Raw genomic sequence first — 21,147 nt, forward strand, 5'->3', positions numbered from 1 at the left:
CACCGATCGGTCCCTCCCGCGCGACCCGCTCACCCGCACGGGGGGCGGGTCGGACGGCCTCGATAGGCTTGTCCGGTGACCCCCGCTGAGCTGTCCCAGGCGCTGCACGCCGTCCTCACGTCCGCCGTCGACGACGGCGCGCTCCCGCTCGACCCGGCGGCCGTGCCGGCCACGGTCTCGGTCGAGCGCCCGCGCTCGCGCGAGCACGGGGACTGGGCCACCAACGTCGCGCTCCAGCTCGCCAAGCGGGCAGGCGTCCCGCCGCGCACGCTCGCCGACCTGCTCGCCGAGCGGCTGCGCGGCGTCGCGGGCGTGGCGGGGGTCGACGTCGCCGGGCCGGGCTTCCTCAACATCACCCTCGACACGGCCGCCGCGGGCGAGCTCGCGCGCACCGTCGTCGAGGCGGGGGAGTCCTACGGCCGCAACGCGACGCTCGCGGGCGAGCGCATCAACCTCGAGTTCGTGTCGGCCAACCCGACGGGGCCGATCCACATCGGCGGCGTGCGCTGGGCCGCCGTCGGCGACTCGCTCGCGCGCCTGCTCCAGGCGAGCGGTGCCGAGGTGGTGCGCGAGTACTACTTCAACGACCACGGCGCGCAGATCGACCGGTTCGCCCGGTCGCTGCTCGCGCGTGCCCGGGGCGAGGACGCACCCGAGGACGGGTACGGCGGCCAGTACATCGCCGACATCGCTCAGCAGGTCATGGCGGACGCCGCGGCCGCGGGCGAGCCGGACCCGCTGACGCTCCCCGACGCGGAGGCGCAGGAGGCCTTCCGGCGGCGCGGCGTCGAGCTCATGTTCGGCGAGATCAAGGCCAAGCTGGCCGAGTTCCGGGTCCACTTCGACGTGTACTTCCACGAGGACGCGCTGCACGAGTCGGGCGCCGTCGAGCGCGCGGTCGCGCGGCTGCGCGAGCTCGGCCACATCTTCGAGGCCGACGGCGCGACGTGGCTGCGGACCACGGAGTTCGGCGACGACAAGGACCGCGTCATCGTCAAGTCCGACGGCAACGCCGCGTACATCGCGGGCGACCTCGCCTACTACCTCGACAAGCGCGAGCGCGGGTTCGACCGCGCGATCATCATGCTGGGCGCCGACCACCACGGGTACATCGGCCGCATGATGGCGATGTGCGCCGCGTTCGGCGACACGCCCTGGACGAACCTCGAGATCCTCATCGGCCAGATGGTCAACCTCGTCAAGGACGGCCAGCCGGTCCGCATGAGCAAGCGCGCGGGCACCGTCGTGACGATCGACGACCTGGTCGACGCGGTCGGCGTCGACGCCGCGCGGTACGCGCTCGCACGGTCCTCGACCGACACGACGATCGACCTCGACCTCGACCTCCTGGCACGCGCGAGCAACGACAACCCGGTCCACTACGTGCGCTACGCGCACGCCCGGACCGCCGCGATCGGACGCAACGCGGCCGAGCTCGGCGTGCGGCGCGAGGACGGCTTCGACCCCGCGCAGCTCGACCACCCCAGCGAGAACGCGCTGCTCGCCGCGATCGGCGACTTCGGTCGCGTCGTCGCGCAGGCCGCGCAGCTGCGCGAGCCGCACCGTGTCGCGCGGTACCTCGAGGAGCTCGCCGCCGCGTACCACAAGTGGTACGACCAGAACCGCCGCGTGCTGCCCATGGGCGACGAGGAGGTCACCGACGTCCACCGGACGCGCCTGTGGCTCAACGACGCGACGCGCCAGGTGCTCGCGAACGGGCTCGGGCTGCTCGGCGTGAGCGCACCGGAGCGCATGTGAGCGGGGTCCCCGGCGACGCGCTCGACCCGCAGGTCTGGCCCGCGGGTGCCGAGGTCGGCGAGGACGGCGCGGTCCGCATCGCGGGCGTCGACCTGCGCTCGCTCGCGGCAGAGCACGGGACGCCCGCGTACGTCCTCGACGAGGCGGACTTCCGCCGTCGGGCGCGTGCGTGGCGGACCGCCTTCGAGGAGGCCTTCGCCGCGATCGGCGCCGGCGTCGACGTCTACTACGCGGGCAAGGCCTTCCTCAGCGTCGCGGTCGCGCGCTGGGCGCACGAGGAGGGCCTGCGGATCGACACCGCGACCGGGGGCGAGCTCGCCGTCGCGCTGCGGGCGGGCGTCCCGGGTGAGGACATCGGCCTGCACGGGAACAACAAGTCCGACGCCGAGATCGACCGCGCTCTCGCGGCGGGGGTCGGGCGCATCGTCCTCGACTCGCTCGTCGAGGTCGACCGCGTGGCGGAGGCGGCGGCCCGGGCCGGCGTCCGCGCGCCCGTCATGGTCCGCGTGACGACCGGCGTGCACGCGGGTGGCCACGAGTACATCTCGACCGCGCACGAGGACCAGAAGTTCGGCCTGTCCGTGGCGGGGGGCCAGGCCCTCGAGGCACTCCGCGCGGTGCTCGCGCGTCCCGAGCTCGAGCTGCTCGGGATCCACTCGCACATCGGCAGCCAGATCCTCGACCCGTCGGGGTTCGAGGTCGCCGCGCGGCGCATCCTCGAGCTCCGGTCCGCGCTCGCGCGCGAGACGGGCGTGCTCGTCAGCGAGGTCGACCTGGGCGGCGGCTACGGCGTCGCGTACGTCCCGGGCGAGGTCGCGCTCGACCCGGTCGAGACGGCTCGTGCCGCGGCGCGCGCCGTCGGCGACGAGTGCGCGCGCCTCGGGGACGCCGTACCGCGGATCTCGATCGAGCCGGGGCGCGCCGTCGTCGGCCCGACCACGGTGACGCTCTACACCGTCGGGACCGTCAAGCCCGTGACGGTCGACGGCGCCCCGACCGGCGACGCCCGTGACGCCCGCGACGCCCGCGACGACGGAGCGTCCGCCGAGCCCTTCGTGCGCACGTACGTCTCGGTCGACGGCGGCATGAGCGACAACCTCCGGCCCGCGCTGTACGGCGCGCGGTACTCCGCGCGCGTCGTCTCGCGCCGCGGCGCGGCGACGACGGTCCGGTCGCGCGTCGTCGGGAAGCACTGCGAGAGCGGGGACGTCGTCGTGCACGACGTCGAGCTGCCCTCGGACGTGCGCGCGGGCGACCTGCTCGCGGTCCCCGTGACCGGCGCGTACGGGCGCTCGATGGCGTCCAACTACAACCACGTGCCGCGGCCGCCGGTCGTCGCGGTGCGCGACGGCGCCGCCCGCGTCGTCGTGCGCCGCGAGACCGAGGACGACCTGCTCGCGCTCGACCTGGGCTGACGGCGCGGCCCGGCGGGACCGTGGACCGTCGCGCGCCGAGGCGTGCGGCCGAGCCGGTCCGACGTCCCGCGGTGGACGCCCCGTCCGGCGTCGGTGGGCCGCCCCTATCCTGGGCGCGCCCGGCCGGAGGCGGGGCGGAACTGGATCGGCCCGCGTACGGCGGGTGCGCCGGACGAGGGAGGGTCACGCGTGGACGCGAGTGGACCGGTACGGGTCGCGCTGCTGGGCTGCGGTGTCGTGGGCACCGAGGTCGCACGGCTCCTGCTCACGGACGCCACCGAGCTGGCTGCCCGGGTCGGTGCTCCGCTCGAGCTCGTGGGCATCGCCGTGCGCGACGTCGCGGCGCCGCGGGACCCGGTGGTCGACCGCGCGCTCCTGACGTCGGACGCCGAGGGGCTCGTGCGCCGCGCGGACGTCGTCGTCGAGGTGATGGGCGGGATCGAGCCCGCCCGGTCGCTCCTGCTGGCGGCGATCGAGGGCGGGGCGTCGGTCGTCACCGCGAACAAGGCGCTCCTGGGGCAGGACGGCCCGACGCTGTACGCGGCGGCCGACGACGCGGGCGTCGACCTGTACTTCGAGGCGGCCGTCGCCGGTGCGATCCCGCTGGTCCGGCCGGTGCGCGAGTCGCTCGCCGGCGACCGCGTGACGCGAGTCCTCGGGATCGTGAACGGCACCACCAACTTCGTGCTCGACCGCATGGCGACGGACGGGCTCGAGCTCGACCAGGCCGTCAAGGAGGCGCAGGCCCTGGGCTACGCCGAGGCGGACCCCACGGCCGACGTCGAGGGCCACGACGCGGCGGCGAAGGCCGCGATCCTCGCGTCGCTCGCGTTCCACACGCGGGTGAGCGTCGACGACGTGCACCGCGAGGGCATCCTCGCGGTCACCGCGCAGGACGTCGCGCTCGCGGCCGAGACCGGCCACGTCGTCAAGCTGCTCGCGGTCGCCGAGCGCGTCGCCGACGGCGTCGTCGTGCGCGTCCACCCGGCGCTCGTGCCGACGGGGCACCCGCTCGCGAGCGTGCGCGGCGCCTTCAACGCGGTGTTCGTCGAGGCCGAGTCCGCCGGCGAGCTCATGTTCTACGGCCGGGGCGCGGGCGGTGCGCCGACGGCGAGCGCGGTGCTCGGCGACGTCGTGACGGTCGCGCGGCACCGCGTGCTCGGCGGCAAGGGCCCGGTCGAGTCGAGCCACGCCGCGCTCACGGTCCACCCGGTCGCCGAGGCGCTCACCCGGTACCAGGTCCAGGTGCGGGTCGACGACCGACCGGGCGTGCTCGCCCAGGTCGCCTCGGTCTTCGCCGGCCACGGCGTGTCGATCGAGACGGTCCGCCAGGCGCGGGCCGACGGCGACCAGGCCGACCTGCTCGTCGTGACGCACACGGCGCGCGACGCCGACCTCGCGGCGACGGTCGTCGACCTCGCCGAGCTGCCCGTCGTCCGGGCCGTCCTGTCCGTGCTGAGAGTCGAGGGAGCCTGATGGCCCACCAGTGGCGCGGCGTCATCGCCGAGTACGCCGACCACCTGCCCGAGCACCTCACCCGGCGCGTCGTGACGCTGGGGGAGGGCGGCACGCCGCTCGTCCCCGCCGCGGCGCTGTCGGACGCCGTGGGTGCGGACGTGCGGCTCAAGGTCGAGGGCATGAACCCGACCGGGTCGTTCAAGGACCGCGGCATGACGACGGCGATCTCGGCCGCCGCGGCACGCGGGGCCAAGGCGGTCGTGTGCGCATCGACCGGGAACACGTCCGCGTCGGCCGCCGCGTACGCCGCCGCGGCGGGCATGACCTGCGCGGTCCTCGTGCCCGACGGCAAGATCGCGATGGGCAAGCTGAGCCAGGCCGTCGCGCACGGTGCGCGCCTCCTCCAGGTCGACGGCAACTTCGACGACTGCCTCGTCGCCGCGCGCAAGCTGGCCGAGGTCCACCCCGTCGAGCTCGTGAACTCGGTCAACCCGGACCGGATCGAGGGCCAGAAGACGGCGTCGTTCGAGATCGTCGACGCGCTCGGCGACGCGCCGGACGTGCACGTCCTCCCGGTCGGCAACGCGGGCAACATCACGGCGTACTGGAAGGGCTACGACGAGTACGCCGCGGCGGGCGTCTCGACGAGGCGCCCCGCGATATGGGGCTTCCAGGCCGCCGGCGCCGCGCCGATCGTCGCGGGCCACCCCGTCACGCACCCCGAGACCATCGCCACCGCGATCCGGATCGGGAACCCGGCGTCGTGGCAGCAGGCGCTCGCCGCGCGCGACGAGTCGGGCGGGCTGATCGAGTCCGTGACCGACGAGGAGATCCTCGCGGCGCACCGGTTCCTCTCCTCGCGCGTGGGCGTGTTCGTCGAACCCGCCTCGGCCGCCGGCGTCGCGGGCCTCCTGCGGCTCGCCGAGGCCGGACGCGTCCCGGCGGGCGCGCGCATCACGGTCACCGTCACGGGCCACGGGCTCAAGGACCCGCAGTGGGCGTTGCGGAACGCCGACGGCGAGGAGGTCGTCCCGGTCCGGGTGTCGGCGGACGTCGTGTCCATCGCCGACGCGCTCGACCTGGGCTGAGGCGCCGTGCGACTCGCCCACGACCACGTCCGCGTCGAGGTGCCCGCCACGAGCGCCAACCTCGGGCCCGGGTTCGACGCGATGGGCCTCGCGCTCGCGCACCACGACGTCGTCGACGTGCGCGCGCTCGGCAGCGCCGAGGTGACCGTCGAGGTCACGGGCGAGGGCGCCGGCCAGGTGCCGACGGGGGAGGACCACCTCGTCGTCCACGCCCTGCGGACGGCCCTGGAGCACGTCGGTGCGCCGCAGACGGGCCTGCACCTGCGGTGCCACAACCGCGTGCCGCACGGCCGGGGCATGGGCTCGTCGGCCGCGGCCGTCGTCGCGGGGCTGCTGGCCGCCCGCATGCTCGTCTCCGACCCCGAGGCGCTCGACGACGCGACCGTGCTGATGCTCGCGACGCGGCTCGAGGGGCACCCCGACAACGCCGCACCCGCGCTGCTCGGCGGGGCGACGGTCGCGTGGGAGACGCCGAGCGGCCCGCGGGCGGCCGTCCTGCCGCTGCACGACGACGTCGTCCCCGTGGTGCTCGTTCCCGACGAGCGCTGCGCGACGCGTACGGCACGCGGTGTGCTGCCCGCCCAGGTCCCGCACGCCGACGCGGCCTTCACGGCGGGCCGTGCCGCACTCCTCGTCCACGCGCTGTGCCACGAGCCGTCGTTGCTGCTCGAGGCCACGGCGGAGCGCCTCCACCAGGACTACCGCGCCTCCGTCATGCGTCCCACGTGGGAGCTCGTCCGTGCGTTGCGGGCCGAGGGGCTCCCGGCGGTCGTGTCCGGCGCGGGCCCGTCGGTCCTCGTGCTGACGCGCGGCACCGACGGCGACGCGGCGGGGGAGGTGCTCGACCGGGCCCTCGGGGCGCGGGACACGGGCGGTGCCACGGCGGCCGGCTGGCGCGTCCTCGCGCCGGGCGTCGCGGGTGGTGCGCGCGCGGTGCGGCTGGGCTGAGCCCGTCGACCGCCGGCCGTGACGGTCGGTGTCGGGGCCCTCAGGCAGCGGCGCGACGTGAGCCCGACCGGGTGACGTGCGCCACACGGTGCACGGTCGGCGCGTGGACCGGTGGTACCGTGGAGCATCCCCCGGCGGTCCAGCCGAAGCCAGCAGCAAGCCAGCGGCTAGCAGTAGCGCGTTGCGTGCCGGAGGGATCCCCGCCACCGCTCCCACGGTCGAGCCGCTGCAGGCTGCGCCCGTCGTGACCGGTCGCGACCACCGCGTTCCGGGTTCCCGGACGTCGAACCCTGCGGCCCGTCGTGCCATGCACCCCGGCCGCCGACGAGGGAAGGATCCTTCGTGACAGAGACCATCGAGGTCGTCGGCAGCGGCGCAGGCGCGTCCGCCGCCCGCTCCGGCGCCCTCTCCGCGCTCCGCCTGCCCGAGCTCCAGGCCCTCGCCGCCGAGCTGGGCCTGCGTGGGACGTCCGGGATGCGCAAGAGCGACCTGGTGTCCGCGATCCGGGAGCGCCGCGCGGGCGGGACGTCGTCCGCGGCGCCCCGCGACGAGGCCCCCGCGCGCGAGCAGGCCGCGAGCCCGTCCACGTCGGAGCCGCAGGCCGAGACCCCGTCCGGGGCGCCGGTCGCGCGTCGTGCGTCGCGGCGCGCTGGTCGGCCCGCCGGGTCGCCCGCCGCCGAGGTGACCACCCGGACGACCGTCGACGAGCCCAGCGGGCGCGCCGACGAGGTCCGCGCCGAGCGCGTCGACGACGACCGGGCCGGGCGTGCCGGCGGGCGCACCGACCGGGGCCGGACCGGGCGGACCGACGAGCGCGCCGACGAGCGCGCCGAGGGCCGCACCGAGGGCCGCACCGACGAGCGGCAGGTCGAGCGCCCGACGCTCGACCTCGGGGACATCGCCGCGCACGCCGAGCGGCGCGCGGCCGAGGCCGCCGCGAACGACGACCGCGCCGCGCGGGCCGCGGAGGCCGCTCGTGCCGTGTCGGTCGACGGGCGCCGACCCCGCCGCGGTCGCGACGGCGAGGCCGACGGCCCGCGCGCGGCCCGCGAGGGTCAGCGGGACCCACGGCAGCAGGCCCAGCAGAGCCAGGGCACGCAGGTCCAGCGCGACCAGCCCGTCCAGCGCGACCAGGCGCAGCAGCCACGGGTCGACCGCCAGGGCGGCCCCGACGTCGCCCGTCTCGACGACGACGAGGAGGGTGGCGGCCGCCGTCGTCGCGGTCGCTACCGCGACCGGGACCGCAACAAGCGTCGCGGCCGGGGGACGCGTGACGAGCTCGGTGGCTACGACGAGGTGGAGGTCGGCGACGACGACGTCCTGCTGCCGGTCGCAGGCATCCTCGACATCAAGGACAGCTACGCGTTCGTGCGCACGAGCGGGTACCTGCCGGGCGACAACGACGTGTACGTCTCGATGAACCAGGTCAAGCGCCACGGCCTGCGCAAGGGCGACGCCGTCATCGGAGCCGTCCGCCAGCCGCACGAGGGCGACCCGCAGCCGCAGGGCCGCAACAGCAAGGTCAACGCGCTCGTCCGGCTCGACTCGGTCAACGGCATGCCGCCCGAGCAGGCCCGGACGCGTCCCGAGTTCGGCAAGCTCACGCCGCTGTACCCGCAGGAGCGCCTGCGCCTCGAGACCGCGCCGAACGTCCTGACGACGCGCGTCATCGACCTGGTCGCGCCGATCGGCAAGGGCCAGCGCGGTCTCATCGTGTCGCCGCCCAAGGCAGGCAAGACGCTCGTTCTCCAGGCGATCGCCAACGCGATCACCACGAACAACCCCGAGGTCCACCTCATGGTCGTGCTCGTCGACGAGCGCCCCGAGGAGGTCACGGACATGCAGCGCACGGTGAAGGGCGAGGTCATCGCCTCGACCTTCGACCGGCCCGCCGACGACCACACGACCGTCGCGGAGCTCGCGATCGAGCGCGCCAAGCGGCTCGTGGAGCTCGGCCAGGACGTCGTCGTGCTGCTCGACTCGATCACCCGGCTGGGCCGCGCGTACAACATCGCGGCGCCCGCGTCGGGCCGGATCCTGTCGGGTGGCGTCGACTCGAGCGCGCTCTACCCGCCGAAGCGGTTCTTCGGTGCGGCGCGCAACATCGAGAACGGCGGCTCGCTCACGATCCTCGCGACGGCGCTCGTGGAGACGGGCTCGAAGGCCGACGAGGTCATCTTCGAGGAGTTCAAGGGCACGGGGAACATGGAGCTCAAGCTCTCCCGGCAGCTCGCGGACAAGCGCATCTTCCCGGCCGTGGACGTCGACGCGTCCGGCACGCGCCGCGAGGAGATCCTCATCCCCGCGGACGAGCTCAAGATCAGCTGGAAGCTGCGCCGCGTGATGAGCGCGCTCGACCAGCAGCAGGCGATCGAGCTCCTGCTCGGCAAGCTGCGCGAGACGCACAGCAACGTCGAGTTCCTGCTGCAGGTCCAGAAGACGACGCCGACGCCCCCGGGGCACCACGGCGACTGAGTCGCCCGGCGCGTCCCCGTCCGGGGACGCGCGGTGACCGGCCCGGAAGATTCGGCCGGTCGCCGGCGTTCTGGCAGACTGTCCCCTCGGTCTCCGGTTCACGTGGGCGAGCCCGCCCGCGACCCGGGGACGACCCGAATGGAGAGAGACCCGTGAAGAAGGACATCCACCCCGACTACGTCGAGACGACGGTCACCTGCACCTGCGGGAACACGTTCACGACGCGCAGCACCGCGACGAGCGGCCAGATCCACGCCGACGTCTGCAGCGCCTGCCACCCGTTCTACACGGGCAAGCAGAAGATCCTCGACACCGGTGGCCGTGTGGCCCGGTTCGAGGCCCGGTACGGCAAGAAGCCGGCCGCCAAGTAGCCACCCGCCTGCGCCGGCGGGACGCATCCAGCGATGCCGTCCCGCCGGCGCAGTCGTGTCCGGGGTCGGTCGGACCGGCCCGAGCCGCGGTGATGGACGGATGATGGACGCATGATCGACGCGGTCGCCCACCTGCTCGTCGAGCACGAGGAGATCGAGGCCCAGCTCGCGGACGCCGCGGTGCACGCGGACCCGGTGCGTGCGCGGGCGCTCGGCCGCCGGTACGCCGAGCTGAACCGCGTCGTCGCGGCCTACCGCGCGTACCAGCAGGCCGCCGACGACGCGGAGGCCGCCGAGGAGCTCGCGCGCGACGACGCGGCCTTCGCCGAGGAGCTGCCCTCGCTGCGCCACGCCGCGGAGGAGGCCGCCGAGGTGCTGCGCCGCGTCCTCGTCCCGCGCGACCCCGACGACGCGCGCGACGTCCTGCTGGAGATCAAGGCGGGCGAGGGCGGCGAGGAGTCGGCCCTCTTCGCGGGCGACCTCCTGCGGATGTACCAGCGCTACGCCGAGCGGCGGGGGTGGCGGACCGACGTGCTCGAGTCCACGCAGTCGGACCTGGGCGGGTACAAGGACGTCACGCTCGCGGTGAAGGCGCGCGGGACGGTGGGGGACCCGTCGGAGGGCGTGTGGGCGCACCTGAAGTACGAGGGCGGCGTGCACCGTGTCCAGCGCGTGCCCGTCACCGAGTCGCAGGGGCGCATCCACACGTCGGCCGCGGGCGTCGTCGCGCTGCCCGAGGTCGACGACGCCGGCGAGGTCGAGATCGACCCGAACGACCTGCGCATCGACGTGTACCGCTCGTCCGGTCCCGGCGGCCAGTCGGTCAACACGACGGACTCGGCCGTGCGCATCACGCACCTGCCGAGCGGGATCGTGGTCTCGTGCCAGAACGAGAAGTCGCAGCTGCAGAACAAGGAGTCCGCGCTGCGGATCCTGCGCGCGCGTCTCCTCGCCGCCCAGCAGGAGGAGGCCGCTGCGGCGGCATCGCAGGCGAGGCGGTCCCAGGTGCGCACCGTCGACCGGTCCGAGCGGATCCGCACCTACAACTTCCCCGAGAACCGGATCGTCGACCACCGCACGGGCTACAAGGCGTACAACCTCGACCAGGTGCTCGACGGCGACCTGGACCCGGTGGTCCGTTCCGCGATCGACGCCGACGACGCCGCACGCCTCGCCGAGGCCGGCGGGTCGTGAGCGGCGACCGCGACGTGACCCCGCACGCCCCTGCCACGGGCGTCCGGGACGACGCCGACGCGCGCCCGACGCCGTCGTTCCGGCGTCTCGTCGCGGCGGCCGGCACGGTCCTCGCCGAGGCGGGGGTGCCGTCGCCCGAGCACGACGCGCGGGCCCTCGCGGCGCACGCGCTGGGGGTCACGCGGTACGAGCCGGCCCTCGCCCCCGAGCCGGCCGACGAGGTCCGCGTCGCGTTCGCCGCGCTCGTCGAGCGCCGCCGCCGCCGGGAGCCGCTGCAGCACATCGTCGGTTCGGCCCCGTTCCGGCACCTCGTCCTGCACGTCGAGCCGGGGGTCTTCGTGCCCCGGCCCGAGACGGAGACGGTCGCGCAGGTCGCGGTCGACGAGGCCGCTGCGGTCACGAGGGCGGGCGACGTCCCGCTCGTCGTCGACCTGTGCTGCGGTGCCGGCGGCATCGCCGCGTCCGTCGCGAGCGAGGTGCCCGGCTCGCGCGTCGTCGCCGTGGACGTCGACCACGCCGCGGTGTCCCTCACGCGGCGCAACGTCGAGGCGCGTGGCGTGACGGTGCACCGCGGCGACGCGACAGCGGCGGACGTCCTCTGCGAGCTCGACGGCACGGTCCACGTCGTCGTGTCGAACCCGCCGTACATCCCGCCCGACGCCGTCCCGACCGAGCCGGAGGTGCGCGAGCACGACCCGGACCGTGCGCTCTACGGGGGTGGGCCCGACGGGCTCGAGGTCCCCGGGGGTGTCGTGCGTACGGCGTCGCGCCTCCTGCGGCCCGGCGGTCTGCTGGTGATGGAGCACGCCGAGGTCCAGGCGGAGGCCGTGCGGCGACTGGTCGCCGGGACGGGCGCCTTCGTGGACGTGGCGACACGCCAGGACCTCACGGGACGGGACCGGATGGTCGTGGCGCGGCGGGCCTCGACCGACGTCCGGGCGGGCGTGGGAGACTCCCGACCGTGACCGTGATCGACTGCCGCGACCCCGGCTCGTGGGGCGCCGCTCTCGACGAGGCGGTCCACGCGCTCGGTCGCGGGGCGCTCGTGGTCCTGCCCACCGGGACGGCCTACGGCGTCGCCGCCGACGCGTTCTCGCCCACCGCGGTCGACGCGCTCGCGGCGGCCAAGGGGCGCGGCCGCGTGGCCCCGCCCGTGCTCGTCCCGGACGCGCGCACGGTCGACGGCCTGTGCACCGACGTCCCCGACGAGGTCCGGGCGCTCCTCGCGCAGGAGTGGCCGGGACCGCTGACCCTCGTCCTGCGCGCGCAGCCGTCCCTCGCGTGGGACCTCGCGCCCGACGGGACGGTCGCGGTGCGCTCGCCCGACCACCCCGCCGCGCTCGCGCTCCTGCGCCGCACGGGACCCCTCGCGGTCACGGGTGCCCACCGCGCGGGCGGAGCCCCCGCGACGACCGTCGAGCAGGCGCGCGAGCAGCTCGGCGACGCCGTCCACGTGTACCTCGACGCCGGGCCGCTGGACGGCGGCGAGCGGTCGACCGTCGTCGACGCGACCGTGACCCCGGCCCGCGTCCTCCGCCCGGGCGCCGTTCCCGCCGACCGGCTCGCGACCGTGCTCGACGCCGCGACGGGGGAGGGCGACGCATGAGGATCTACCTCCTCCTCATGCTGCTCGCCGCGGCGGTCACGTACCTCACCACGCCCCTCGCCCGGTGGCTCGCGCTGCGGTCCGGGGCCATCACGGCCGTGCGTGACCGGGACGTGCACGCGATCCCGACGCCCCGGATGGGCGGTGTCGCGATGCTGCTCGGCATGGTCGTCGCGATGCTCGTGGCGTCGCGCATGCCGTACCTCGAGGGCGTGTTCTCGTCGCACACGACGTGGGCCGTCCTCGGTGGTGCCGCGATGGTCGCGGCGCTCGGGGCCGCCGACGACGTGTGGGACCTCGACTGGTTCACCAAGCTGATCGGGCAGGTCCTCGCGGCGGGGATGATCGCGTGGCTCGGCGGTGTGCAGCTCGTGTCGCTGCCGATCTTCGGCGTGACCGTCCCGTCCGCGCAGATGTCGCTCGTCGCGACGGTGCTCGTCGTCGTCGTCGCGATCAACGCCGTGAACTTCGTGGACGGCCTCGACGGCCTCGCGGCGGGCCTGGTGGCCATCGGCGGCACGGGCTTCTTCGTCTACACGTACCTGCTCACGCGCGAGTCCACGCCGACCGACTACGCGAACGAGGCCAGCGTCGTCGTGGCGGTGCTCGTGGGTGCGTGCGTCGGGTTCCTGCCGCACAACTTCCACCCCGCGCGGATCTTCATGGGCGACTCGGGCTCGATGGTCATCGGGCTGACGATCGCGGCCGCGGGCATCGTGGTGACCGGCAACATCGACCCCGACATCGTGTCCCAGCGCCAGCAGATCCCGGCGTTCCTGCCGATCCTGCTGCCGGTCGCGGTGCTGATCCTGCCGCTGCTCGACATGGGCCTGGCGGTGCTGCGCCGCGTCGGTGCCGGCCGCAGCCCGTTCCACCCCGACCGCAGGCACCTGCACCACCGGCTGCTCCAGCTCGGCCACTCGCACCGCCGCGCGGTCGTCATCATGTACCTCTGGACGGCGCTCTTCGCCTTCGGGGCGGCCGCTCTGGCCGTCTGGACGACCACCACGACGCTCTGGATCCTCGGCGCGGGAGCGCTCGCCGTCCTCGCACTGACCCTCGGACCGCTGCGCGGCAAGGCCCGCCGCCCTTCCCCCACAGGAGCCCCGGCATGACGACGCCCGACCCCGTGCCCGACCGGCCCGTGCCCGACCAGCCCGCCCTCGCGGGGGAGGCGCGCCCGTCGGGAGGTGCGGTGCACGCGGTGTTCCGTCGTGCTCTGCGCGACATGCTCGTGCTGGTGGCCGCCGTCGCGGTGCTGGGCGTCGGGATCGGGTACGCCCTCGAGGGCGTACCGGGCGTCTGGGGTGCGCTGATCGGAGCCGGTGTGGCACTCGTGTTCAGCGGGACCACCGTGCTGAGCATGCTGCGCACCGCGGACGCGTCCGCGACGACCACGGGTGCGGTGATCCTCGGCGCGTGGCTCGTGAAGATGCTGCTGCTCGTCGTCCTCTTCGCCGTGCTCGACGACCTCACGTTCTACGACCGCGAGGTGCTCGTCGTGGTCGTCCTCGCAGGTGTGCTCGGCTCCGTCTACCTCGACTACCGCGCCGTCCGGACGGGCCGCGTCCCGTACGTCGAGCCCGCCGCGGGCCACGGCTCGTGACCAGGGACGTACGGCCCTTGTCCTACATGTGAAAGAATGCACAAAGGGTGGGACGGAGGTCCTGCCGGTGGGTCGCGATGGGTTACGATTCCCGCGATCCAACACGTCATCGGTCCGATGGTGCGCCCGTGCATGGTCGCCCTCGCGCCACGACCCCGGGAGTGCGCTCTGACCACCGTCGCGACGAACCAGCTGCTCGCCGCAACCGGTGAGGAGGGTGGTGGGTTCCACCCGCCCTCGATCGCCGAGTTCTTCCCGGCCTCGTTCCTCTTCGAGGGCACGCCGTTCGAGATGAACCGGATCATCCTGGTCCGGCTCGTCGCGGCCGCCGTCGTCGTCGTGCTGTTCGTGATCGCCGCGCGCCGCGCGCAGCTGGTCCCCGGGCGCGGCCAGAACCTCGCCGAGATGGGTCTGGACTTCGTCCGGGTCAACATCGCCGAGGAGACGCTCGGCCACAACGCGCGCCGGTTCCTGCCCATGCTCACGACGATCTTCTTCGCCGTGCTGTTCATGAACCTCACGGGTGTCGTGCCGTTCCTCAACATCGCGAGCACGTCGCTCATCGGCATGCCGATCGTCCTGGCCCTGTGGGTCTACGTGATGTACATCGGTGTCGGCGTGCGCAAGTTCGGCGTCGGCGGGTACCTCAAGAACAACCTGCTGCCGCCGGGCCTGCCCAAGCCGCTCTACGTGCTCGTCACGCCGATCGAGGCGCTGCAGGTCTTCCTCTTCCGGCCCGCGACGCTCGCGCTCCGGCTCACCGCGAACATGATCGCCGGGCACCTGATCCTCGTGCTCTGCTTCGGCGCGACGCACTACTTCCTCTTCGAGGCGGGCGGAGCGCTCAAGATCGCGTCGGTCTTCGGCCTCGTCGCCGGTCTCGCGTTCACGCTCTTCGAGGTGCTGGTCGCCGCGCTGCAGGCCTACATCTTCACCCTCCTCTCGGCGGTCTACCTGAACATGGCCGTCGAAGAGGAGCACTGATCGTCCGACCGCCTCGCGCACCGCGTGCGGGCACCGACACGACGTCCGGGTCGCCGGACGCCTCACGGAAGGAACACCCCTAGTGGACAGCACCACGCTCGCTGAGGTCAGCGGCAACGTCGCGACCATCGGCTACGGCCTCGGCACGCTCGGCCCGGGCATCGGCCTCGGCATCCTCATCGGCAAGGCGCTCGAGGGCATCGCCCGCCAGCCCGAGGTCGCCGGCCAGCTCCGCACGACCATGTTCATCGGTGTCGCGTTCGTCGAGGTGCTCGCGCTGCTCGGCCTGGTCACCGGCTTCCTCTTCTGATGACCTCCCTCGCCGACACCGCGGCGCTCGTCGCCGCCGAGCCGGGCGAGGAGGTCGAAGGCATCAACCTCCTCATCCCGGCGGACTACGACATCATCTGGTCGCTCGTCGTCCTGCTGATCATCGCCGTCGCGTTCTACAAGCTGGTGCTGCCGAAGTTCCAGGCGGTGCTCGACGAGCGCACGGAGAAGATCCAGGGTGGTCTGGCGAAGGCCGAGAACGCGCAGGCCGAGGCCGCAGCCGCGCTCGCCGAGTACCAGAAGCAGCTCGCCGAGGGACGCGCCGAGGCGGCGCGGATCCGCGAGGAGGCCCGTGCCGAGGGCACCGCGATCATCGCGGAGCTCCGGGCGAAGGCGTCCGACGACGCGGCTCGCATCCTCGAGAACGCGCAGCGTCAGATCGAGGCGGAGCGCCAGCAGGCGTCCGTCGCGCTCCGCGCGGAGATCGGCACGCTCGCGACCGAGCTCGCGTCGCGCATCGTCGGCGAGTCCCTCGCCGACTCCGCGCGTCAGAGCCGCGTGATCGACCGCTTCCTCGACGAGCTCGAGTCCTCGACCGGTGAGGTCCCCGCTCGCGCCGGACGCCCGGGCCAGGAGGGCTGATGCGCGGCGCGAGTCTCGCCTCGTACGAGGCCGTCGCCGAGGCGTACGAGCCCGTGCTCCGGGCGGCCGGGGGCCAGGGTCAGCAGCTCGGTGAGCAGCTGTACCAGGTCGTGGACGCGCTCGACCGGTCGGGCTCGCTCCGCCGCGCGCTGGGCGACCCGTCCCGGCCGGGCACGGACAAGGCGCGCCTCGCCACGACGCTGCTCGGCGGCAAGGTCGACGACCGCGTGGTCGAGGCCGTCGCGGGGCTCGCGCGTGCACGGTGGACGTCCGAGGCCGACCTGACCGACGCCGTCGAGCTGCTCGCGGCGCACTCGCTGCTCGCGTCGGCCCAGGCCGACGGCGCGCTCGAGCAGGTCGAGGACGAGCTGTTCCGTCTCGAGCGCATCCTCACGGGAGACCGCGCGCTGCGTCAGGCTCTGTCGGAACGGCGGGCGTCGTCGGCCGCGCGGTCGGCGCTCGTCCACGACCTCCTGGGTGCGGGTCGCGTGCACCGCGTGACGCTCGCCCTGGTCAGCCGCGTCGCGGCGCAGCCGCGTGAGCGGTCCGTCGTGGCCGCGCTCGCTGAGCTCGGGCGCCTCGCGGCCGAGCGACGCGACCAGCTGGTCGCGGAGGTGACGGCCGCCGTCCCGCTCACGCCCGAGCAGGAGCTGCGGCTGACGACCACGCTGTCCCGCGCCTACGGCCGGCCGGTGAAGGCCAACGTCGCGGTCGAGCCGGGCGTCGTGGGGGGCGTGAGTGTTCGCGTGGGCGACGAGCTGGTCGACTCGACCGTCGTCGCGCGTCTCGACGAGGTGCGGCGCAAGCTCGCCGGCTGATCGAGGCACAACAGGCATCAGGACCCGCGGGGTCCGTGGAGGACGAACGACAGCACCGCCAGGTGCGGTCGACGACAGGAGAGAAGCAATGGCTGAGCTGACGATCAGGCCCGACGAGATCCGGGCCGCCCTCGACAGCTTCGTGAAGTCGTACGAGCCGCAGGGTGCCGTCCGTGAGGAGGTCGGCCGGGTCACCCTCGCCGGCGACGGCATCGCGCAGGTCGAGGGCCTGCCCGGCACGATGGCGAACGAGCTGCTGGAGTTCGAGGACGGGACGCTCGGCCTCGCGCTGAACCTCGACGTGCGGGAGATCGGCGTCGTCGTCCTCGGCGAGTTCACGGGGATCGAGGAGGGCCAGACCGTGCGTCGCACGGGTGAGGTCCTGTCCGTGCCCGTCGGCGACGGGTACCTCGGGCGCGTCGTGGACCCGCTCGGCAACCCGATCGACGGCCTCGGTGAGGTCGCGACCGAGGGCCGCCGCGCGCTCGAGCTGCAGGCCCCGGGCGTCATGGCGCGCAAGAGCGTGCACGAGCCGCTCCAGACGGGCCTCAAGGCGATCGACGCGATGATCCCGATCGGACGCGGGCAGCGCCAGCTCATCATCGGCGACCGCCAGACGGGCAAGACGGCGATCGCGATCGACACGATCATCAACCAGAAGGCCAACTGGGAGTCGGGCGACCCGACCAAGCAGGTGCGCTGCATCTACGTGGCGATCGGCCAGAAGGGCTCGACGATCGCGTCGGTCCGTGGCGCCCTCGAGGAGGCCGGCGCGCTCGAGTACACGACGATCGTCGCCGCCCCGGCGTCCGACCCCGCGGGCTTCAAGTACCTCGCGCCCTACACCGGCTCGGCCATCGGCCAGCACTGGATGTACGCCGGCAAGCACGTCCTCATCATCTTCGACGACCTGTCCAAGCAGGCCGAGGCGTACCGCGCGGTCTCGCTCCTCCTGCGTCGCCCGCCGGGCCGCGAGGCGTACCCGGGTGACGTCTTCTACCTGCACTCCCGCCTGCTCGAGCGCTGCGCGAAGCTCAGCGACGAGCTGGGCGCGGGCTCGATGACGGGTCTGCCGATGATCGAGACGAAGGCCAACGACGTGTCGGCCTACATCCCGACCAACGTCATCTCGATCACCGACGGCCAGATCTTCCTCCAGTCCGACCTGTTCAACGCCGACCAGCGTCCCGCGGTCGACGTCGGCATCTCGGTGTCCCGTGTCGGTGGCTCGGCCCAGGTCAAGGCCATGAAGAAGGTCTCGGGCACGCTCAAGATCGACCTCGCGCAGTACCGGTCGCTCGAGGCGTTCGCGATGTTCGCGTCGGACCTCGACGCCGCGTCGCGCCAGCAGCTGACGCGGGGCGCGCGCCTCATGGAGCTGCTCAAGCAGCCCCAGTACTCGCCGTACCCCGTGTCCGAGCAGGTCGCGTCCATCTGGGCGGGCACCAAGGGCAAGCTCGACAAGGTCGCGATCTCCGACGTGCGCCGGTTCGAGCAGGAGATGCTCGACCACCTGCGTCGCCACACCGACGTCCTGTCGACGATCGAGCAGACCGGTCAGCTCACGGACGAGACCGAGGCGGCGCTCGCCGCGGCGGTCGACGAGTTCGCGGCCGGCTTCCAGGCCGGGGAGGGTGCCGACAACGACGCGACCCTGGCCGACGGCGAGGCGGCGGACGTCGAGCAGGAGCAGATCGTCACGCAGAAGAGGGGCTGACCGTGGCCGGCCAGCAGCGCGTCTACCGGCAGCGGATCCGGTCGACGCAGTCGCTCAAGAAGATCTTCCGCGCGATGGAGCTCATCGCGGCGTCCCGCATCGGCAAGGCGCGTGCGCGCGTCGAGGCGGCGTCGCCGTACGCGAGGGCCATCACGCGGGCGGTCTCGGCCGTCGCGACGCACGCCGACGTCGAGCACCCGCTCACGACCGAGCGTTCGGGCGTCTCGCGGGTCGCCGTGCTGGTCGTCACCGCCGACCGCGGCATGGCGGGCGCCTACTCGGCGTCGGTCCTGCGCGAGGCGGAGCGGCTCGTCGAGCAGCTGCGTGAGGAGGGCAAGGACCCGGTCCTCTACGTGACCGGCCGGCGCGGCGTCTCGTACTACTCGTTCCGGCACCGCCCGATGGCGGCGTCCTGGACCGGGTCGTCCGACGCGCCGTCGGTCGAGACGGCGCGCGAGATCGCCGACACGCTGCTCGACGCGTTCCTCACGGACGACGAGGGCACGATGGTCGGCGAGCTGCACGTGGTCCACACGCAGTTCGTCAACATGGTGACCCAGGTGCCCCGGGTCGTGCGGATGCTCCCGCTCGAGATCGTCGAGGGCGTCGCGGAGAAGGGCACCGAGCCGCTCCCGCTGTACGACTTCGAGCCGTCGCCCGAGGCCGTCCTCGACGCGCTCCTGCCGCGGTACGTCCAGAGCCGCATCTACAGCTTCCTGCTGCAGGCCGCGGCGTCCGAGCTCGCGGCGCGCCAGCGCGCGATGCACACCGCGACCGAGAACGCCGAGGACCTCATCCGCATGTACACGCGACTGGCCAACCAGGCGCGCCAGGCGGAGATCACCCAGGAGATCAGCGAGATCGTGTCCGGCGCGGACGCCCTCGCCGCCTCCTGAGCACAGACCAGACCACGCACCACACCACCGGGGCCCGCTCCGGTCGAGCGAAGCGAGAGAGACCATGACTGCCACCACCACCGACGCCGTCGCCCAGGCCGCGGGTGGGTCCGGTACGGGCCGGGTCGCCCGGGTGATCGGCCCGGTCGTCGACATCGAGTTCCCGACCGACGCCCTCCCCGAGATCTACAACGCGCTCGAGGTCGACATCGACCTGTCGTCGCAGGGTGAGGGGGAGTCGCGGTTCACGCTCCGCCTCGAGGTCGCCCAGCACCTCGGCGACTCGATGGTGCGTGCGATCGCGCTCAAGCCCACCGACGGCCTCGTCCGCGGCGCCGTCGTGCGCGACACGGGCGCGCCCATCAGCGTGCCGGTCGGCGACGTGACCAAGGGCCACGTCTTCGACGTCACGGGAGAGCCGCTCAACCTCGCACCTGGTGAGCAGCTCGAGGTGACCGAGCGGTGGCCGATCCACCGCAAGCCCCCGGCGTTCGACCAGCTCGAGTCGAAGACCCAGATGTTCGAGACCGGCATCAAGGTCATCGACCTGCTCACCCCGTACGTCCAGGGCGGCAAGATCGGCCTGTTCGGCGGCGCCGGCGTCGGCAAGACGGTCTTGATCCAGGAGATGATCTACCGCGTCGCGAACAACCACAACGGCGTCTCCGTGTTCGCCGGTGTGGGGGAGCGGACCCGTGAGGGCAACGACCTCATCGAGGAGATGACCGAGTCGGGCGTCATCAAGCAGACCGCCCTGGTGTTCGGTCAGATGGACGAGCCGCCGGGCACGCGTCTGCGCGTCGCCCTGTCGGCCCTGACCATGGCCGAGTACTTCCGCGACGTCCAGAAGCAGGACGTGCTGCTCTTCATCGACAACATCTTCCGGTTCACCCAGGCGGGCTCCGAGGTGTCGACGCTGCTCGGCCGGATGCCGTCCGCCGTCGGTTACCAGCCGAACCTCGCGGACGAGATGGGCCAGCTGCAGGAGCGCATCACCTCCACGCGTGGCCACTCGATCACGTCGCTCCAGGCGATCTACGTGCCCGCGGACGACTACACCGACCCGGCGCCCGCGACGACGTTCGCGCACCTCGACGCCACGACGGAGCTCTCGCGCGAGATCGCGTCGCGCGGCCTCTACCCGGCCGTCGACCCGCTCGCCTCGACCTCGCGCATCCTCGACCCGCGTTACGTCGGCAAGGACCACTACGAGACGGCGACGCGCGTGAAGTCGATCCTGCAGCGCAACAAGGAGCTGCAGGACATCATCGCGATCCTCGGCGTCGACGAGCTGTCGGAGGAGGACAAGATCGTCGTGTCGCGTGCGCGGCGCATCCAGCAGTTCCTCTCGCAGAACACGTACATGGCGACGCAGTTCACCAACGTCCCCGGCTCGACGGTCCCGCTCAGCGAGACGGTCGAGGCGTTCTCGAAGATCGCCGACGGCGAGTTCGACCACATCGCCGAGCAGGCCTTCTTCAACATCGGTGGCCTCGAGGACCTCGAGCGGAACTGGGCGCGCATCCAGAAGGAGATCGGCTGACCACGGTCGCCGAGCCTTCCCACCCGTACGCATCGCAACGACACGAGGAGAACGACGTGGCTCACCTGGAGGTCGACCTCGTCGCGGCCGACCGCAAGGTCTGGTCGGGCGAGGCCAGCATGGTCAGCGCGCCCGCGGCTGACGGCTACATCGGCATCCTGCCGGGCCACGCACCGCTGCTCTCGCTGCTCAACCCCGGCACGGTGCGGATCACGCCGACGTCGGGCGGGTCGCAGGAGGTCAGGGTGGACTCGGGGTTCCTCTCCGTCGACGCGGACCGTGTGACCGTCGTGGTGGACGCGGCCGAGGCCCCCGGCTCCGGCACGACCGCTCGCTGACCGGGACGCCCGAGACACCA

20 protein-coding genes are annotated in these 21,147 nt (G+C 73.4%); all 20 read left to right on the forward strand.

Annotated elements, in window-relative coordinates; translation table 11 throughout:
• Positions 1-75: 75 nt before the first annotated feature.
• The gene (argS, locus tag IEV86_RS13320; RefSeq protein ID WP_043607112.1) at positions 76-1,758 is read left to right on the forward strand and encodes an arginine--tRNA ligase; all 1,683 of its coding nucleotides are present in this window, start codon (positions 76-78) and stop codon (positions 1,756-1,758) included.
• Complete coding sequence (lysA, locus tag IEV86_RS13325) at positions 1,755-3,173, forward strand: diaminopimelate decarboxylase (RefSeq protein ID WP_043607114.1); 1,419 nt, start codon at positions 1,755-1,757, stop codon at positions 3,171-3,173. The genes argS and lysA overlap by 4 nt, the downstream gene beginning before the upstream one ends.
• Positions 3,174-3,362: 189 nt before the next feature.
• Positions 3,363-4,649, forward strand: a complete 1,287-nt coding sequence (locus tag IEV86_RS13330) for a homoserine dehydrogenase (RefSeq protein ID WP_043607116.1) — start codon at positions 3,363-3,365, stop codon at positions 4,647-4,649.
• Positions 4,649-5,719 carry a threonine synthase gene (gene thrC, locus IEV86_RS13335; RefSeq protein ID WP_043607118.1) on the forward strand — a complete coding sequence of 357 codons (1,071 nt, stop codon included), beginning with the start codon at positions 4,649-4,651 and terminating at the stop codon, positions 5,717-5,719. Before IEV86_RS13330 ends, thrC begins: the two co-directional genes overlap by 1 nt.
• A 6-nt stretch (positions 5,720-5,725) precedes the next feature.
• Complete coding sequence (gene thrB, locus IEV86_RS13340) at positions 5,726-6,667, forward strand: homoserine kinase (RefSeq protein ID WP_043607120.1); 942 nt, start codon at positions 5,726-5,728, stop codon at positions 6,665-6,667.
• 342 nt (positions 6,668-7,009) lie between these two features.
• A complete protein-coding gene (gene rho / locus IEV86_RS13345) occupies positions 7,010-9,142 on the forward strand; it encodes a transcription termination factor Rho (RefSeq protein ID WP_188484705.1) in 2,133 nt (710 codons plus the stop codon).
• Between the two features lie 152 nt (positions 9,143-9,294).
• Complete coding sequence (rpmE, locus tag IEV86_RS13350) at positions 9,295-9,513, forward strand: 50S ribosomal protein L31 (RefSeq protein WP_043606417.1); 219 nt, start codon at positions 9,295-9,297, stop codon at positions 9,511-9,513.
• 111 nt (positions 9,514-9,624) lie between these two features.
• Positions 9,625-10,707 carry a peptide chain release factor 1 gene (prfA, locus tag IEV86_RS13355; RefSeq protein WP_043606420.1) on the forward strand — a complete coding sequence of 361 codons (1,083 nt, stop codon included), beginning with the start codon at positions 9,625-9,627 and terminating at the stop codon, positions 10,705-10,707.
• Complete coding sequence (prmC, locus tag IEV86_RS13360; protein ID WP_268235234.1) at positions 10,704-11,672, forward strand: peptide chain release factor N(5)-glutamine methyltransferase; 969 nt, start codon at positions 10,704-10,706, stop codon at positions 11,670-11,672. Before prfA ends, prmC begins: the two co-directional genes overlap by 4 nt.
• Positions 11,669-12,313, forward strand: a complete 645-nt coding sequence (locus tag IEV86_RS13365; RefSeq protein WP_438501601.1) for an L-threonylcarbamoyladenylate synthase — start codon at positions 11,669-11,671, stop codon at positions 12,311-12,313. Before prmC ends, IEV86_RS13365 begins: the two co-directional genes overlap by 4 nt.
• Entirely contained in the window at positions 12,310-13,428 is a 1,119-nt protein-coding gene (locus tag IEV86_RS13370; RefSeq protein ID WP_043606422.1) for an MraY family glycosyltransferase, read from the forward strand. The genes IEV86_RS13365 and IEV86_RS13370 overlap by 4 nt, the downstream gene beginning before the upstream one ends.
• Positions 13,425-13,919, forward strand: coding sequence for a Cg1360 family ATP-synthase-associated protein (locus IEV86_RS13375; RefSeq protein WP_043606425.1), 495 nt, complete (start codon positions 13,425-13,427; stop codon positions 13,917-13,919). Before IEV86_RS13370 ends, IEV86_RS13375 begins: the two co-directional genes overlap by 4 nt.
• A 132-nt stretch (positions 13,920-14,051) precedes the next feature.
• On the forward strand, positions 14,052-14,903 hold the full coding sequence (gene atpB, locus IEV86_RS13380; protein WP_043606475.1) for a F0F1 ATP synthase subunit A: 852 nt from the start codon (positions 14,052-14,054) through the stop codon (positions 14,901-14,903).
• A gap of 82 nt (positions 14,904-14,985) precedes the next feature.
• On the forward strand, positions 14,986-15,213 hold the full coding sequence (atpE, locus tag IEV86_RS13385) for an ATP synthase F0 subunit C (RefSeq protein WP_043606427.1): 228 nt from the start codon (positions 14,986-14,988) through the stop codon (positions 15,211-15,213).
• Positions 15,213-15,815 carry a F0F1 ATP synthase subunit B gene (locus tag IEV86_RS13390; RefSeq protein WP_043606430.1) on the forward strand — a complete coding sequence of 201 codons (603 nt, stop codon included), beginning with the start codon at positions 15,213-15,215 and terminating at the stop codon, positions 15,813-15,815. Before atpE ends, IEV86_RS13390 begins: the two co-directional genes overlap by 1 nt.
• A complete protein-coding gene (locus tag IEV86_RS13395) occupies positions 15,815-16,633 on the forward strand; it encodes a F0F1 ATP synthase subunit delta (protein ID WP_043606435.1) in 819 nt (272 codons plus the stop codon). Before IEV86_RS13390 ends, IEV86_RS13395 begins: the two co-directional genes overlap by 1 nt.
• An 88-nt stretch (positions 16,634-16,721) precedes the next feature.
• A complete protein-coding gene (gene atpA, locus IEV86_RS13400; RefSeq protein ID WP_043606438.1) occupies positions 16,722-18,350 on the forward strand; it encodes a F0F1 ATP synthase subunit alpha in 1,629 nt (542 codons plus the stop codon).
• A gap of 2 nt (positions 18,351-18,352) precedes the next feature.
• Complete coding sequence (locus IEV86_RS13405; protein WP_043606439.1) at positions 18,353-19,246, forward strand: F0F1 ATP synthase subunit gamma; 894 nt, start codon at positions 18,353-18,355, stop codon at positions 19,244-19,246.
• Between the two features lie 64 nt (positions 19,247-19,310).
• Positions 19,311-20,789 (forward strand): F0F1 ATP synthase subunit beta, encoded by a 1,479-nt coding sequence (gene atpD / locus IEV86_RS13410; RefSeq protein ID WP_043606443.1) that lies wholly within the window; start codon positions 19,311-19,313, stop codon positions 20,787-20,789.
• Positions 20,790-20,845: 56 nt separating this feature from the next.
• Complete coding sequence (locus IEV86_RS13415) at positions 20,846-21,127, forward strand: F0F1 ATP synthase subunit epsilon (protein ID WP_043606445.1); 282 nt, start codon at positions 20,846-20,848, stop codon at positions 21,125-21,127.
• Positions 21,128-21,147: the final 20 nt, after the last annotated feature.

It is taken from the genome of Cellulomonas carbonis (genome assembly GCF_014636275.1).
Lineage (GTDB): Bacteria > Actinomycetota > Actinomycetes > Actinomycetales > Cellulomonadaceae > Actinotalea > Actinotalea carbonis.

Bases quoted from the DNA above. Each gene is read 5' to 3' on its own strand.
- thrC (WP_043607118.1), top strand. From the start codon at position 4,649: ATGGCCCACCAGTGGCGCGGCGTCATCGCCGAGTACGCCGACCACCTG.
- prfA (WP_043606420.1), top strand. From the start codon at position 9,625: ATGATCGACGCGGTCGCCCACCTGCTCGTCGAGCACGAGGAGATCGAG.
- IEV86_RS13370 (WP_043606422.1), top strand. From the start codon at position 12,310: ATGAGGATCTACCTCCTCCTCATGCTGCTCGCCGCGGCGGTCACGTAC.
- IEV86_RS13375 (WP_043606425.1), top strand. From the start codon at position 13,425: ATGACGACGCCCGACCCCGTGCCCGACCGGCCCGTGCCCGACCAGCCC.
- atpB (WP_043606475.1), top strand. From the start codon at position 14,052: ATGGTCGCCCTCGCGCCACGACCCCGGGAGTGCGCTCTGACCACCGTC.
- IEV86_RS13390 (WP_043606430.1), top strand. From the start codon at position 15,213: ATGACCTCCCTCGCCGACACCGCGGCGCTCGTCGCCGCCGAGCCGGGC.
- IEV86_RS13395 (WP_043606435.1), top strand. From the start codon at position 15,815: ATGCGCGGCGCGAGTCTCGCCTCGTACGAGGCCGTCGCCGAGGCGTAC.
- atpA (WP_043606438.1), top strand. From the start codon at position 16,722: ATGGCTGAGCTGACGATCAGGCCCGACGAGATCCGGGCCGCCCTCGAC.
- atpD (WP_043606443.1), top strand. From the start codon at position 19,311: ATGACTGCCACCACCACCGACGCCGTCGCCCAGGCCGCGGGTGGGTCC.